Origin of the sequence: Catenuloplanes nepalensis (assembly GCF_030811575.1) — a bacterium.
Lineage (GTDB): Bacteria > Actinomycetota > Actinomycetes > Mycobacteriales > Micromonosporaceae > Catenuloplanes > Catenuloplanes nepalensis.
Window position 1 is genome coordinate 7643174 of record NZ_JAUSRA010000001.1, and the last position, 14313, is coordinate 7657486.

11 protein-coding genes are annotated in these 14313 nt (G+C 70.9%); 5 read left to right on the plus strand and 6 right to left on the minus strand.

The window, feature by feature from the left end:
* Nucleotides 1–32 precede the first annotated feature (32 nt).
* Both J2S43_RS33045 and J2S43_RS33050 read left to right on the plus strand, forming a co-directional pair.
* Complete coding sequence (locus tag J2S43_RS33045; RefSeq protein ID WP_306835829.1) at nt 33–2471, plus strand: S8 family serine peptidase; 2439 nt, start codon at nt 33–35, stop codon at nt 2469–2471.
* A gap of 155 nt (nt 2472–2626) precedes the next feature.
* On the plus strand, nt 2627–3325 hold the full coding sequence (locus J2S43_RS33050; protein ID WP_306835830.1) for a glycosyltransferase family protein: 699 nt from the start codon (nt 2627–2629) through the stop codon (nt 3323–3325).
* On the opposite strand, the gene J2S43_RS33055 is transcribed toward J2S43_RS33050, so the two are convergent.
* A complete protein-coding gene (locus J2S43_RS33055) occupies nt 3303–3992 on the minus strand; it encodes a pentapeptide repeat-containing protein (protein WP_306835832.1) in 690 nt (229 codons plus the stop codon). The two genes, J2S43_RS33050 and J2S43_RS33055, sit on opposite strands and share 23 nt — an antisense overlap.
* Before the next feature lie 337 nt (nt 3993–4329).
* On the opposite strand from J2S43_RS33055, the gene J2S43_RS33060 reads away from it, so the two are divergent.
* On the plus strand, nt 4330–6687 hold the full coding sequence (locus J2S43_RS33060; protein ID WP_306835833.1) for an IPT/TIG domain-containing protein: 2358 nt from the start codon (nt 4330–4332) through the stop codon (nt 6685–6687).
* 115 nt (nt 6688–6802) lie between these two features.
* Here the strand turns inward: J2S43_RS33060 and J2S43_RS33065 are convergent, their stop codons facing one another.
* From J2S43_RS33065 to J2S43_RS33075, 3 genes are all read right to left on the minus strand, one after another.
* Nucleotides 6803–7570 (minus strand): hypothetical protein, encoded by a 768-nt coding sequence (locus J2S43_RS33065; RefSeq protein WP_306835835.1) that lies wholly within the window; start codon nt 7568–7570, stop codon nt 6803–6805.
* 182 nt (nt 7571–7752) lie between these two features.
* Nucleotides 7753–9375 (minus strand): chaperonin GroEL, encoded by a 1623-nt coding sequence (groL, locus tag J2S43_RS33070; RefSeq protein ID WP_306835837.1) that lies wholly within the window; start codon nt 9373–9375, stop codon nt 7753–7755.
* A gap of 850 nt (nt 9376–10225) precedes the next feature.
* On the minus strand, nt 10226–10429 hold the full coding sequence (locus tag J2S43_RS33075; protein ID WP_033342363.1) for a cold-shock protein: 204 nt from the start codon (nt 10427–10429) through the stop codon (nt 10226–10228).
* 296 nt (nt 10430–10725) lie between these two features.
* Between J2S43_RS33075 and J2S43_RS33080 the strand changes: the two genes are divergently transcribed.
* Nucleotides 10726–11259: a GNAT family N-acetyltransferase gene (locus tag J2S43_RS33080; protein WP_306835846.1), complete on the plus strand. Its 534-nt coding sequence runs from the start codon at nt 10726–10728 to the stop codon at nt 11257–11259.
* A 76-nt stretch (nt 11260–11335) separates the two neighbouring features.
* Nucleotides 11336–11809, plus strand: coding sequence for a hypothetical protein (locus J2S43_RS33085; RefSeq protein ID WP_306835847.1), 474 nt, complete (start codon nt 11336–11338; stop codon nt 11807–11809).
* Here the strand turns inward: J2S43_RS33085 and J2S43_RS33090 are convergent.
* Nucleotides 11767–12558, minus strand: a complete 792-nt coding sequence (locus J2S43_RS33090; protein WP_306835848.1) for a DUF8814 domain-containing protein — start codon at nt 12556–12558, stop codon at nt 11767–11769. The two genes, J2S43_RS33085 and J2S43_RS33090, sit on opposite strands and share 43 nt — an antisense overlap.
* Before the next feature lie 694 nt (nt 12559–13252).
* Entirely contained in the window at nt 13253–14263 is a 1011-nt protein-coding gene (locus tag J2S43_RS33095; RefSeq protein ID WP_306835850.1) for a GNAT family N-acetyltransferase, read from the minus strand.
* Between the last annotated feature and the right edge of the window lie 50 nt (nt 14264–14313).

Here is a 14313-nt window from a genome sequence, read left to right on the forward strand (position 1 = left end):
TGCCTGGCCCGCCTCCGCCCTCAGGACAGCCGATGCCGTATCCCGGTCCGCCGGTGCCGTACTGGGCGCCGCCACCGCCGTGGGATCCGGGGCCGCCGCGCGGCAATCCGTGGCCGGTGGTCGGTGCGGTGTTCGCCGGGATCTGGATCGCCGGCGTCACGGTGGCCGCACAGTGGATCGGCTGGTTCGTGGAGCAGCTCGGGCTGGCCACGACCGGTGACGCGCCGGGCGGCGTGGCCGCGATCTGCGGCGTGGTGGCGGCCGTGCTGGCCGCGATCCCGAGCGTGCTGGTGGCGGTGCTGCCGCGGTCGCCGGGCGTGCGGGCGGCCGGGCGCGCGTGGCTGCTGGGCGCGGGCGCGCTCGGCCTGTTCAGCCTGCTGCGGCTGGTCCCGACGCTGGAGCACGAGGTCTACCTGCTGGCGCTGGCCGTGGTCGCGGCGCTCGGCGCGCTGCTGCTCACACTCTTCGGACGCCGCAAGACCGAAATTTCCGAACAGTCGTCTTCTTCAAATGAAGCGATTATGGACAGCAGGTGGCCGGTCCGGCTGCTGGCGCTCGGCGCCGGGCTGGCGATCCTGGCGCCGTGGCTCTGGGCCGGCGCGCTCGGCGGCCTGACCGAGACGTTGCTGGCCGCGGCCGCGGCGATCGCGATCGGCTGGTTCGCCGCGGCGGTGCTGGACGAGCCGTTCTGGCGCGCGTACGGCGGGCACGGCGGCCCACGGATGGTGCTGGTCGGCGGCCTGGTCGCGGGCGTGGCACTGGCCGCGATCGCGGGCGGCGCCGGTCAGGCCGGCACCGACCTGGCGATGCTGATGATCCCGATCGTGGCGTTCACGGCCGCCGCGCTGCAGCCGCACGCGCGCACGCTTCGGCCCGCGCGCCCGGGCCGCCGGCCGCGGATCAGCGGCCCGGTCCTGCTGCTGGTCGCGCCGGTCGTGTTCGGCCCGCTGGCCTTCGTGGACCCGGAGGAGATCACGCTGCTGCTCACCGGCCGGGACGTGCCGTACTGGACCGGCGTGGCCGCGCTCTGCATGTGGCTGGTCGCGCTGGTCGCCGGCCTCGCCTACGGCCTCATCCTGGGCGGTGGCGTGCGCCGGGCCGGCACCCCGGTCGCGGCCGGAGTCGCGGTGCTGCTGCTGGCCGTGGCCGGCGCGGTCTACGCGGTACCGGGCACGCCCGGCCTCTACGGCGACCGGCTCTTCGTGGTGATGGCGGACCAGCCGGACCTCTCCGGCATCGACCGGACCCGCACCGGGCAGGCCGGCCGGGACGCGCGCGCCGCCGACGTCTACCGCGCGCTCGTCACGCACGCGGAGTCCGGCCAGCGCGACCTGCGCGAGGCACTGGACCGGCTGGGCCTGGACTACACGCCGTACTACCTGGTCAACGCGATCGAGGTGGACGCCGGCGCCGGAGTCCGCGCTTGGCTGGAGTCGCGCGACGACGTGGCCGAGGTGCGGCCGAGCCCGTTGCTGCGCCCGCTGCCCGCGCCGATCGAGACGAGCACCGGCTCGGTCGCGGCACCGGCCGGGCCGACGCCGGCGATCGAGATGATCCGGGCGCCGGCGGCCTGGGAGATCGGCGTGCGCGGTGCCGGGATCGTGGTCGGCACGTCCGACTCCGGCGTGGACGGCGAGCACCCGGCGCTGCGGGACGGGTTCCGGGGCGGCGACGACTCCTGGTTCGACCCGTGGAACCACACCACCGTGCCGCAGGATCACGGCGGGCACGGCACGCACACGATCGGCTCCGCGGTCGGCGCGAACGGGATCGGCGTGGCACCGGACGCGCAGTGGGTCGGCTGCGTCAACCTGGACCGCAACCTCGGCAGCCCGGCCCGGTACCTGGACTGCCTGCAGTTCATGCTGGCGCCGTTCCCGGCCGGCGGCGACCCGTTCGCGGACGGGCGGCCACAGCGCGCGCCGCACGTGCTGACGAACTCGTGGGGCTGCCCGGACATCGAGGGCTGCACCAGTGCCACGCTGGCCGGGGCGACGGCCGCGTTCGCGGCGGCCGGGATCATGTTCGTGGCCGCGGCCGGCAACACCGGGCCGTCCTGCGACTCGGTCGACGATCCGCCCGCGCTCTATCCGGACGTGCTGACCGTGGGCGCGGTCGACGACCAGGGCGAGGTGACCGACTTCTCCAGCCGGGGGCCGGCCGAGGGCGGCGCGGTCAAGCCGGACGTGATGGCGCCCGGCGACAACGTGCTCTCCGCGATGCCCGGCGGCACCTACGCCCGCAACAGCGGCACCTCGATGGCGACGCCGCACGTGGCCGGCGAGGTCGCGCTGATCTGGTCGGCGAACCCGGCGCTGATCGGCGACCTGCCGCTCACCCGCCAGCTGGTCACCGTCAACGCCTCACCGGTCACCGGGCAGAGCACCGCCTGCGGCCCGGCCGGCAACACCGCAGGCTCCGGCGTCATCTCCGTGTTCGGGGCCGTACAGGACGCGCAGAACCGTGGCTGACCCCGGGCACGGGTTCGGCATCGGGGAAGCGGCCGGACGGCGGGATCCAGCGGGTCTTCTTTCCCGTACCGCGAACGGCTTTGATCTTTCGGGATAATCTGGGCGTACCCCCGGTCTGCAGGTTCGTGAAGAGACTGGGGGGGTGTGCGGTGCGGATGATCATCGCGGCGTCCGACGGGGACGACCCGAAGTGGGCGAACCATCTCGGCGTGCCCAAGCAGCTCGCGCCGCTGGACGGCGCGCCACTGCTCGCCCACACCATCGAGCAGGCGCGCTCGATCAGCGACGACGTGCACGTCACGCTGCCGGACGATCCGCGCTACGACGTGCTCTCCGCGCTGCCGGGCATCACCCGGCACGTGCGCGCCGGCGACTACCCCAGCGAGTACGCGTCCACCCGCGACCTGTGGGCCACCGACGACCGCACGGTGCTGCTGCTCGGCGACGTCTACTTCACCGCCTCCGCCATCGGGACCATCGCGTCCACGGGCGAGCGGGAGATCCGGATCTTCGGGCGGGAGGGCGCGTCCGCGTACACCGGCAGTGACTGGGGTGCGGTCTTCGCCACCTCGTTCTGGCCCGAACACCACGCGGAGCTGGACCGGCACCTGACCGAGGTGCACTACGAGCACGCGGTCGGCCACTGCCTGCGCCCACCCGGCTGGATGCTGCTCTGCGCGGTCCAGGACACGCCGTGGGAGGTGCACACGGTGCAGGCACCCTGGTTCGTGCAGATCGACGACCTGACCGACTGCATCGACCGGGCCGTCGACTACGCCCGGCACCCGGTCTTCGACTTCCACCGGCAGGGCGCGGTCGTCACGCCCAGCTTCACTGCTCCGCGCGGTAGCTGACCGCGTCGTCGCCGACCTCGAGGTTGAGGTCACGGACCGCGAGCTGCGCGATGTCGGCCAGCTGCCCGTGCGAGATCCGCGCGCCGTACAGGCTGGGCACGCCGTTGATCCGGGACAGGTCGTTGCCGCGCAGGTCGGCGCCCTCCAGGTCGCAGTCGGCCAACTCCAGGTCGGCCAGCCGGCAGTCGGTGAACGTCGCGGTGGTCAGCCGGCACCGGGTCAGCGACGCCTTGTTCAGGTCGCATCCGGCCCAGGCGACCGGGCCCGTCGCGGTGACCGCCTCCCAGACCGCGAAGTCCAGCCGGCAGTCCTCGAAGGTCACGTCGCGCAGCGTGGCGTCGAAGAGCTGCGCGCCGGTGAGCCGGCAGCCGATCAGCTCACAGCGGTCGATCGTCAGGCCGCGAAGGTACGCACTGGTCAGGTCGACCCGGTCGAGCACGCACCCGGTCAGGCGCACGTTGCGCCAGTCCGCCTCGGTCAGGTCGACGTCGGTGAGGTAGCAGCGGGTCAGCCTGATGCCGGCCAGCTCCAGCCCGCCCCAGTCCGCGTTCGCCACGAACGCGTCGGCCAGGTCTTCGAGCGGCGGCTCGGACACCGGGTCCAGATCACGCGGATCGATGCCGGGCGGGACGATGCCCCGCTCACCACGCTCGACGCCGATCTCCACCCGACTGAGACTAGCGCCGCCCCGGAAGCTCCCGGTCGACGCTTGCCCCCAGCCTGTCACCCTATGCCGATATATGGCCCCAAAGTTGGTGACTTCGGACCACGGGTGGTTGCATTCGGTTATCTTCTGATCACCCAGAGTGCACGGCTGCGCTGCGACACAGCGCTATTCCGGACGGCCCGACACAGGACACGCGCGGGCCAAGACCACAGCCGAACTATGCGGTTCGTAATGACCGTAGGAGGACCCACGCATGCGCAAGTCCCAGCCATCGATCGGCCGCCGGCTGCTTCAAGCCGGCATCGCAACAGGCACGGTAACCGCCGTCCTGGTTGCCATGGCGCCACCCGCGTTCGCGGCTAACCTGGCGCTCACCCTCTCCAACTACACCGGGCCCGTCGGCGGTGGCACCGTGATCACCGCCACCGCGACGGACTTCGTCAAAGACGTCACCATCGCGAACACCGAGGTTCGCTTCAACACGGCGGTCGCCTGCCCGGCCGCGTTCGGCGGGGTCACCGCGACCAACGTGAAGGCCACCGCCACGAAGACCTCGGACAGCGTGCTGTCCATCACGACGCCCGCTCTCGGCACGACGCCGAACACCTGGCGCATCTGCATCTACGGCGTTACCACCGGCACGATCTCCTCCACCGCCCCGCTGATCGGCAACGTCACGACCTCGCCGTACCGCACCTTCATCCCGGCGGCCATCGATCCCGCCACCGGCCCGGCGGGTGGTGGCAACACGGTCACCCTCACCGAGACCAACCTCATCGGCACCGGAACGACACTGGGGGCGACCTTCGTCACGCCGGCGTCAGGCGCATGCCCGACCACCTACACCGTCGGGGCCGGCAGCACCGCCGTCACCACGCTCTCGAAGACCTCGGCGAACGTCGCCACGCTCACCGTCCCCACCTCGCTTGCCGCGCCGGCCACGTACAAGGCGTGCCTCTACAACGGCACCACCGCCACGAGCGCGCTGATCGGGGTCGGTAACGACCCCTACGCGCCCCTGTACCCGCAGGCGACACTGAGCTCGACGAGCGGCAAGAACGGTGGCGGCAACGTCATCACCGCCACGTTGACCGGAGCCTTCGGCAGCATCACGGCGCCGGGTGTGGTCTTCTCCACCGTCGCGTGCCCGTCGACGTACGGCACTCCCACGGCGGCGAACGTCGCGTCGATGACGAAGACGGCCGACGTGGTCACCATCACGGTGCCGTCCGGGGTCGTCGTTCCGGGCCCGTACAACGTGTGCATCTACGACGGTTCTCTCAGCGGCAGCGTGGTGGCCGCGGTCGGCAGCGCGGCCTACACGCCGACGCTGCCCACGGTCACGGTCAGCCCGACGAGCGCCAAGAACGCGTCCGGCGCCCAGATCACCGTCACGGCGACCGGTGGCCTCTTCGCCGGCACCAACCCGGGCGTGGTCTTCGCGAACGCGCTCACCTGCCCGGACACGTACGGTGCGCCCACGGCCGGCACCGCGACGACGGCAGCGTCGAAGACGGACGACGTGCTGACGGTCACCGTGCCGAACGCCGTGCTGTTCCCGAGCTCGTACCGGATCTGTGTCTACAACACCGCGAGCGCCAGCAGCTCCCTGATCGCCACCGGCAACGCGCAGTTCACGCCGACGCTGCCCACGATCACCCTCACGCCCGACGCCGGTCCCACCGGCGGCGGCGGGACCATCACGGCCTCGTCCACCACCGAGGGCAACTTCCTGTTCGGCGTGACCACCCCGGCGGCTACGTTCACCAAGGCGGACGACTGCACCGCCACGTACTCGACCACGGCGGTGACCGGCCCGTTCGCCTCGAACGGTCTGCCGACCCGGATCTCGAACGTCAAGGCCGCCATCAAGGTCCCGGCCAGCGTGGTCTACACGTCCGCGGACGGTGCCACCAGTGAGTGGCAGGTCTGCCTCTACCGCAGCACCTCCGGCCCGCTGATCGGTACCGCCGCCTACCGGGTGGGCCCCGCACTCACCGTGACCTCCATCGACCCGCCGAGCGGGCCGGCGCAGGGCGGCAGCCCGATCCTCGTCACCGGCGTCGGCTTCACCCAGGGCCTCACCGCCTCCATCGGTGGCGCTCCGATCGAGAACATCGTCGTCGCGAACGACGGCCTCACCTTCACCGGAACCACCACCGCGCGTAGTGCCGGCACCGGACTGGCCGTCACGGTGAAGACCGACTCGGGCACGAAGCAAGGCGGCGTGTACGAGTACTCGTTCGGCATCACCATCACGCCGAACACCGCGCCGAACACCCGGAGCGACCTGACGCTGGACATCCTCGGCGCCGGATTCGAGTCGATCGGCACCTTCGGCACGGGCAACGCCGCGGCCCCGCACGTCTACCTGATTCGCGGCGGTATCGGCGCGGCGACCGCCTACGACCCGGAGGAGACCGGGGCCGCCAGCGGCATCAAGAAGGTCGGGCAGGTGCAGGAGTGCACCTCCGTTGTGGTGATCAGCGATCTGGAACTCCTGTGCACGCTGGACCTCACGGACAGCATCGACCCGACCACCAACTCGCTGACCCCCACGGGTCAGGAGGTGCCGGAGGGCACGTACACCGTGACGGTCGTCAGCAGCGGCATCGTGGGTAACGCGGCAGCGGTCGCCGGCGTGACGCAGTCGAAGATCACCAGCGGCTCCACCTTCACGGTGTCCGAGTACTGATCGACCTGACAGCAGCACCGACGTACTGAGGCGGCGCCCGGGGATTCCCCGGGCGCCGCTTCGCTGCGTGTGGAAGCCGGCCGCGATATCCGCGGCCGGCTCCGTCGTCGCCCGGTCAGCCGAGCTTCCGCCACGCCTTCTCCAACAGCTCGACGCTCCCCTTCTCCGACGGCCGGCCTTTCATGTCGACCGCGACCGTGTACACGCTCCTGGCCGCGCTGACCCGCCAGCAGATCAGCAGCGTCGGGCGCTCGCGCGGCGGTGCGTCCGGGCTGAGGCGGATGGTCTGGGTGCACTCGGCCTCACCGACACGCTTGCGCACCTCGGTTACCCAGCCGAGTTCGCGGTAGCCGGTCAGGTCCGCGGCAGCGGAGACGACCTTCATCCGCTGGCGCCCGTCGCCGGACACCGTCTCGTCGATCTTCACGTCCGAGTCCTTGACGACGCTCCGCTTGGACAGCGGCCGGTACGTCTTAGTCGGCTTCGGCAGCGGGCCTCTCCCCGTGTCCGGCTCTCGTTTCGTCACGTCCGGGGAGGTCGTGGTCTGCGGCGGCGCCGGCTCGGCCGAGTTCCCGGATGCGGCGCCGGAAGCGGGAAGGGCGGGCGTCGCCCCGGCGGAGGTGCGGGCGGGCGTCGCGCCGGCGGAGGCGTCCGGAAGTGACGCTGGTGGGCCGGCCTCCGCGGTCGGCATGGTGACGGGCTTGTCGTCTCCTCGAGACACGGCGATGACGCCGCCCACGCCCAGGACGGCGAGCACGCCGGCGGCTCCGGCGATCATCTGCTGCTTCTGCCGGTGTGGACGGCGCGCTGCCGCGGAGGTGTAGGTACTGCCGTCGTCCGGCACGGGGCCGTCGGCGGTGGGTTCCTTGCCTTCGTTGCGCATGTCGGTCCTCTGCGGGTTTCGGCTTGGGCCGGCCCGCAGAGGTCGCGGATGCCGGCCCCGAAACCTCAGACTTTCACGCTAAACGGACATTTTTCGCAAGATAGACGCTCGCGAACGTTGCCGCACAGCCAAACGGGCGGGTCGCCGATGCGACCCGCCCGCTCCGGTAGTGCAGGGTGGACTCAGAAGTCCATGCCTCCGCCGTCGGGGGCGCCGGCCGGGGCCGGGGTCTTCTCCGGCTTGTCCGCCACCACGGCCTCGGTGGTGAGGAACAGGGCCGCGATCGAGGCCGCGTTCTGCAGCGCCGAACGCGTGACCTTCGCCGGGTCGATGATGCCGGCCTTGAGCAGGTCGACGTACTCACCGGTGGCGGCGTTGAGGCCGTGGCCGGCCTCCAGGTTGCGCACCTTCTCCACCACGACGCCGCCCTCGAGGCCGGCGTTGACGGCGATCTGGCGCAGCGGGGCGTCCAGCGCGACCTTCACGATGTTCGCACCGGTGGCCTCGTCGCCGACGAGGTCCAGCTTGTCGAACGCGGTCTTGCCGGCCTGCACCAGGGCGACGCCACCACCGGGCACGATGCCCTCCTCGACGGCCGCCTTCGCGTTGCGAACGGCGTCCTCGATGCGGTGCTTGCGCTCCTTGAGCTCGACCTCGGTGGCCGCGCCGACCTTGATGACCGCAACACCGCCGGCCAGCTTGGCCAGGCGCTCCTGCAGCTTCTCGCGGTCGTAGTCGGAGTCCGACTTCTCGATCTCGGCGCGGATCTGGGCGACCCGGCCGTTGATCTGGTCGGCGTCACCGGCACCGTCGACGATGGTGGTCTCGTCCTTGGTGACCTGCACCTTGCGGGCGCGGCCGAGCATGTCGAGGCCGACACCCTCCAGCTTGAGGCCCAGCTCCTCGGAGACGGTCTGGCCGCCGGTGAGGATCGCGATGTCGGTCAGCATGGCCTTGCGGCGGTCGCCGAAGCCCGGCGCCTTGACGGCGACGGACTTGAAGGTGCCGCGCACCTTGTTGACGATCAGGGTGGCCAGGGCCTCGCCCTCGACGTCCTCGGCGATGATCAGCAGCGGCTTGCCCGACTGCATGACCTTCTCCAGGATCGGGAGCAGGTCCTTGACCGCGGAGATCTTGCTGTTCGCGATGAGGATGTAGGGGTCGTCGAGGACGGCCTCCATCCGCTCCGCGTCGGTCCAGAAGTAGGGCGAGATGTAGCCCTTGTCGAAGCGCATGCCCTCGGTGAGCTCGAGCTCGAGGCCGAAGGTGTTGCTCTCCTCGACGGTGATGACGCCTTCCTTGCCGACCTTGTCCATCGCCTCGGCGATGATCTCGCCGACGGTGCTGTCACCGGCGGAGATGGAGGCGGTGGAGGCGATCTGCTCCTTGGTCTCGACGTCCTTCGCCAGCTGGCTCAGGGCCTCGGAGACACTCGTGACAGCGGCCTCGATGCCCCGCTTGAGGCCCAGCGGGTTCGCACCGGCGGCGACGTTGCGGAGGCCCTCGCGGACCAGCGCCTGCGCCAGGACGGTCGCGGTCGTCGTGCCGTCACCGGCCACGTCGTCCGTCTTCTTCGCGACCTCCTTGACCAGCTCAGCGCCGATCTTCTCGTAGGGGTCCTCGAGCTCGATCTCCTTGGCGATGCTCACACCATCGTTGGTGATGGTGGGGGCACCCCACTTCTTCTCGAGCACCACGTTGCGGCCCTTCGGGCCCAGCGTCACCTTGACGGCGTCGGCGAGGGTGTTCATGCCTCGCTCGAGTCCGCGGCGCGCCTCCTCGTCGAAAGCGATAATCTTGGCCATACGGCGTTGTCCTCCTGGACGCTCACGGCACCCGGACTGTTCCCGCCGGCTGCCGCCTGCTGACGCACCTTCGAACGACGTCACGCGATCGCGGACGTCGCCGTCGGCCGGGCCGGATAAGCCCGCGACGACCGGTCCTGCCCTCGCGGCGCACCTCACGGCACCCCGCTCGGACGTGACCCCACCGTCCCGACCTGTTGGCACTCGCCATCAGCGAGTGCCAGAACCTTTTTTAGCACTCTCCCCATGCGAGTGCAAGCACGGCCGGTGGTCCCGCGGGCGTGACGGGTGCGGGCGGAGGGGTTCGCCGGCCACCGGACGGGTGACGGGCGACGGGTGAGCCCGGCCCGCCGCAGTCACGTGCCGGGACCCGGGACGAGCCATCGCGGGACCACCGCGAAGGGGTGTGATCCGCGCGGATTGCCCGATCGCGGGAATCACGACGAACAACACCGGCGCCGGCGGCGGCGGTCGTCACGAGGGGCGATCGAGGGCGATCCGATCGGCGATTGGCCGATGGCGTTCAAAGTTGCAGTGACGATCGTAAGAACCACTAGGCCGGCCCGTTCGGCGCGATGCGAGATGACCCACTGAAAGGGGCACCCGATTGACGGGCAACCCACCGGACCGCTGCCCTGCGGAATAGCTGCCAGATGCAGCCAACGGTTCTGCCAACGGTTCGGTCGCGCAATAGCGAAAGCCGACTAAGACTTCGATAGTCGTCTACTTCTTGACGCGGTGAGAACCGTAGCCCTACACGTGACCAGGGCGCCGCCTCACCGACGTGAGGAGCGACGCCCCGAATGGGAGATGTAGGGGATCGACCCGACCCCGGGCCGACGCCGGCGAATCAGGCGATGACCCGGACCTTCTCCGCCTGCGGACCCTTCTGACCCTGCGCGATCTCGAACTCCACGCGCTGCCCGTCGTCCAACGCCTTGTAGCCGTCCATCTCGATCGCGGAGAAGTGGACGAAGACGTCCTGCCCCCCGTCAACCGCGATGAAACCGTAGCCCTTTTCGCTGTTGAACCACTTGACGGTGCCCTGTGCCACGGTGCACTTCCTCACTTCTATGGTGCTGGTTGCGCCAACCCCCCGGCTTAAGCAACTGCTCATCCGGGGCCGCCTGATCCGGGTCCGTCTGGGTCCTCGAAACACTGCGGCCGAACCGCACGCTACACGAGCGACACCGACCGTGCACTACCCTAAAACGGACACCATGGACGCGAAGCTTCTGTCCATGGCTACTGATGGTGATCGTTGCCGTGTCACCGATGAGACGACCCCGGACGGCCCGTTCTCGTCGATACCGGTTGCCCGATCACCCGCTTCCGGGTAGGCAGAGCTACATGACCAGCACCATTGCCCCGGTACGCCACCCCGAACCCCGCACGATCGCACGCGTGCGGGTCCCCGACGCCGCGCGAATGCGGGCACTGCGACTGGAAATGCTCGCCGATTCTCCGCTCGCATTCCTGGAAACGGTGGCGGAAGCCGCGGCCCGGCCGCACGAGGATTTCCGGGCGCAGATCGCACACAACATCCGATCCGGCCTGGCCGCGCAGTTCGTGGCCGTCGAGGACGGACGGTTCGTGGGCCACGCGGGCGGCATCGTGCTCGCCGCGGACCGCCGGGTGACCGTCATATTCGCGGTCTACGTGACCCCACGCCTGCGCGGAACGGGCCTGGTCGGAGACCTGATCGAGGCGGTGGCGCGGTGGTCGCGTGACGAGCGGCGGCCGGAGCTGATGCTGGAGGTGGTGAACGGCAACGACCGCGCGGTCCGAGCCTACGAACGGCTCGGTTTCCGGGACACCGGCGTGCGCGTGCCGCACCCCACGATCCCCGGCCTGACCGAACTCCAAATGCGACGGCCCGCCTGACGGAGAATGGCGCAGAAAAAGCAGAACTCCGGACAGACACATGGCTATTACTAAGAGTGAGCAGCAGGATGATCGCATGCGGCCGAGACATGCGGGCCGGACGGCGCTGACCGCGATCAACGGCACCACGCTGGCGGGCCTGCTGATCGCGGTGGCCGCCCGCGCCCGGATCCGCCGCGGACCGGGCGGCGTGCTGATCGCGGGCGACTGCCGCCGTCCCGCGCTGCGCCGCACGTTCACGGTCGGCAGCGTGGTGCTGACCCGGCGCCCGCCGGAGTGGATGCTGCACCCGGACCAGGCCGAGCTGCTCTGGCACGAGACCCGGCACGTCGCGCAGTACGCCGGGCTCGGCCCGCTCTTCTTCCCCGCCTACTGGCTGGCCTGCGGCTGGTCGTACCTGCTGACCAGGTCGTACGGCTCACGGAACTGGTTCGAGCGGCGGGCCGGGCTGATCGCCGGGCGCTACCGGGAGACGCCGCTACGGCCGTGGGCCGCGCGGATGAGCCGTCAACAGCGCCGGACCGAAAAGCCGGACGGCACCGCGACGTAGGCGTGCGACACGTACGTCCCCGGCGCCACCCGGTCCCACAGGTTCGTGGTCCGGACCGTGCCGGCCACCTTCTGCCCACGCTTCTGACACTGGATCGGCAGCTGGGCGCGCTCACCGGCCATGCCGATCTCGGCCGAGGTGCCGCTCGCGGCCGCGCGCAGCCGCACCGGGCCGCCGCCACCCGTGACGACCGTGCCCTGCCGGGCACCGCCGGTCCACAGGAAGTCCACGCTGACCCAGGAGTTGTCGGTCAGCCGCAGCGCGTCCCAGAACACGCCGTCGGCGAGGTCGATGCCGGCCGGGTTGAGCACGTCGCGGGCGAACTCGTCGCGGCCACCGTTGTAGCCGGTCTCGTAGGCGGCCTGCGCCTGCGGGCGTCCACGCTCCAGACCGGCCCACGTCCGGCGCGGCGCGTTCCAGTAGTCGTCGGTGGTGTTCCACGGGCCGACGTCCCAGACCGGCGCGTACGCGCAGCGCCCGTTGCCGGCGCAGACCCGCACCGAGCGCTCCCCGCCGCCGAGCGAGGAGAGCCCGAGCCGGGACGGCAGCGCCACGAAGTGGTCCCGCTCCACGATCACGTGCCCGTTCGCGGTGACGCCGCCGACCAGGCCCTCACGGGTGGCGAAGACCCGGTAGGAGAGCGGCTTCCGCTTGGCGGCCGCGGCTTCCGCGGGCGCGGCCGACGCCGGCACCGGCAGGAAGACCATCGACAGCAGAACCGCCAGCACCGCGCCCAGCCCACCCCGCACGTGACACCCCTCCCGACGACGGCAACAGGCGTCACATCGACGAGAAAGAGCCACACCTGAGGAGCAGAGCCACACCTGAGAAGCGACGAACCAGAAGCGGAAGGACGTCTTCCCGCTTCCGGCGTGGCCGCTCTCCGAGTGCTCCCGCGGGCAAAGCCCGCCGAGTGCTCCGACTCCGCTAGCGCTCCGCTCCGCACGCGGCGTCGCAGCCGGCCGGGCGGGTGGCCGGGGAGAGCACACGACTTCCGCCCGCAGCATCGCAGCCGGCCACGCGGGTGGCCGGGGAGAGCACACGACTTCCGCCCCGCAGCATCGCAGCCGGACGGGCGGGTGGCCGGGGGAGAACGCGGCTTCCGCCGCTGGTCACGTCGCTGCCACGCGCGTTATGTCCGCGCCGGGGACACGCGTCCCCATTCGTGATCAGGGCATCCCCCTGTCGCTCTAGCGATATGAGGGACGCCCTGATCGCGGGTTGCCGGGGCACGGCCCCTTGGTGGGGTCGCGTGGGTCTTCTCAGCCACTGACCCGGCTTGCAGGGAGGAGCGCCAGCGACGACCGGTGCCCGCGGGAGCACTCGGAACGTGACCACGCCGGAAGCGGGAAAATGCCCTTCCGGCTCTTGATCTTCGGTCCTGGCGGGCTGGAGGTGAACCTGCGGCTGAAAGCTGGGTCCGGCGGCTGGAGGTTCTGGTGGCTAAAGTCGGGTTTGCCAGTCGATGGTGGCGCCGGAGGGGCGGAAGCCGAGCGCCTCGTTGATCGCGATCATGTGGTGGTTCGCGGCCGAGTTCCACGTGTGGACGTGGTGGAGTTCGGGGGCTTTCGCCCGTACCTGCAGATGGTTGTGGATTTTGACGGCGAGGCCCAGCCGGTGGCCGCGGTGGGCCGGATCGACGAGCGTGATCTGCTGCCAGCCCCACGAGGACGGGTCGTCCAGCTGTTCGATCAGGGTCCACGCGACGAGGCGGCCGGTCGTGTCGTCGCGCATGGCCGCGTGGAAGAGCGTGGAGCCCTTGTCGCGGTACGTGCGCTCGTAGTTGCGGATCACCGACGGGTCCGGTTTCTCCGCCTCCCACTCGATGTCGCCGGTCGGCGCGTCCTGCAGGAGACGCGCGTTGAGGTAGGCGATGTCGTCCACGTCGGCCTCGGGCACGTCGCCGGACCAGACCACCGGCGAGTAACCGCCGGTGTGCGGCGCGGTCCCGGCGAGGAGTCGCTCGGCCGGCACCTCCCGCAGGTCCAGCGCCTGGCCGTGCGCGGTTGAGGCCCGCCGGTAGCCCAGCGCCGCCGCGAACGCGGAGCCGTCGCCCGGGCGCACCGGGCCGCCGGGCAGCGACTCCGACGTGTTCGCCAGCACCGTGGTGCGGTCCTCGGCGCGGATGATCCCGGTCAGGTGATCGTGCAGTGCGCGGCCGATGCCCCGGCGTCGTCGCTCCGGCAGCACGTGCAGCTCGATCATCGCGGCGTCACGGTTCTGCTCGTCCGGGAGGATCAGCAGGCCGGCGCCGGCGGCCACGCCGTCCTCCCGGGCGAGGAAGCCGATCCGCCGCTCGCCGAGCTGCGGGTTGCGGAACCGGGCCATGTATCGCCGAGGGCTGAGGGCGGGCATGTCCGGCGTCTCGGCCAGGGAGGCGAGCCGCATGATCGCCGCCGCCTCCCCGCACTCCGCGTCGTCGGCAGGGTCGAGGGTGACGATGCTCAGGCTCATGCCGTGCAGAGTGCACGCGGGCCCGCGCGCGGGCGAGCGAATTTTGGTCG

Bases quoted from the DNA above. Each gene is read 5' to 3' on its own strand.
- J2S43_RS33080 (WP_306835846.1), top strand. From the start codon at position 10,726: ATGACCAGCACCATTGCCCCGGTACGCCACCCCGAACCCCGCACGATC.
- J2S43_RS33050 (WP_306835830.1), top strand. From the start codon at position 2,627: ATGATCATCGCGGCGTCCGACGGGGACGACCCGAAGTGGGCGAACCAT.
- J2S43_RS33085 (WP_306835847.1), top strand. From the start codon at position 11,336: ATGCGGCCGAGACATGCGGGCCGGACGGCGCTGACCGCGATCAACGGC.
- J2S43_RS33095 (WP_306835850.1), bottom strand. From the start codon at position 14,263: ATGAGCCTGAGCATCGTCACCCTCGACCCTGCCGACGACGCGGAGTGC.
- J2S43_RS33065 (WP_306835835.1), bottom strand. From the start codon at position 7,570: ATGCGCAACGAAGGCAAGGAACCCACCGCCGACGGCCCCGTGCCGGAC.
- J2S43_RS33045 (WP_306835829.1), top strand. From the start codon at position 33: ATGCCGTATCCCGGTCCGCCGGTGCCGTACTGGGCGCCGCCACCGCCG.
- groL (WP_306835837.1), bottom strand. From the start codon at position 9,375: ATGGCCAAGATTATCGCTTTCGACGAGGAGGCGCGCCGCGGACTCGAG.
- J2S43_RS33060 (WP_306835833.1), top strand. From the start codon at position 4,330: ATGGCGCCACCCGCGTTCGCGGCTAACCTGGCGCTCACCCTCTCCAAC.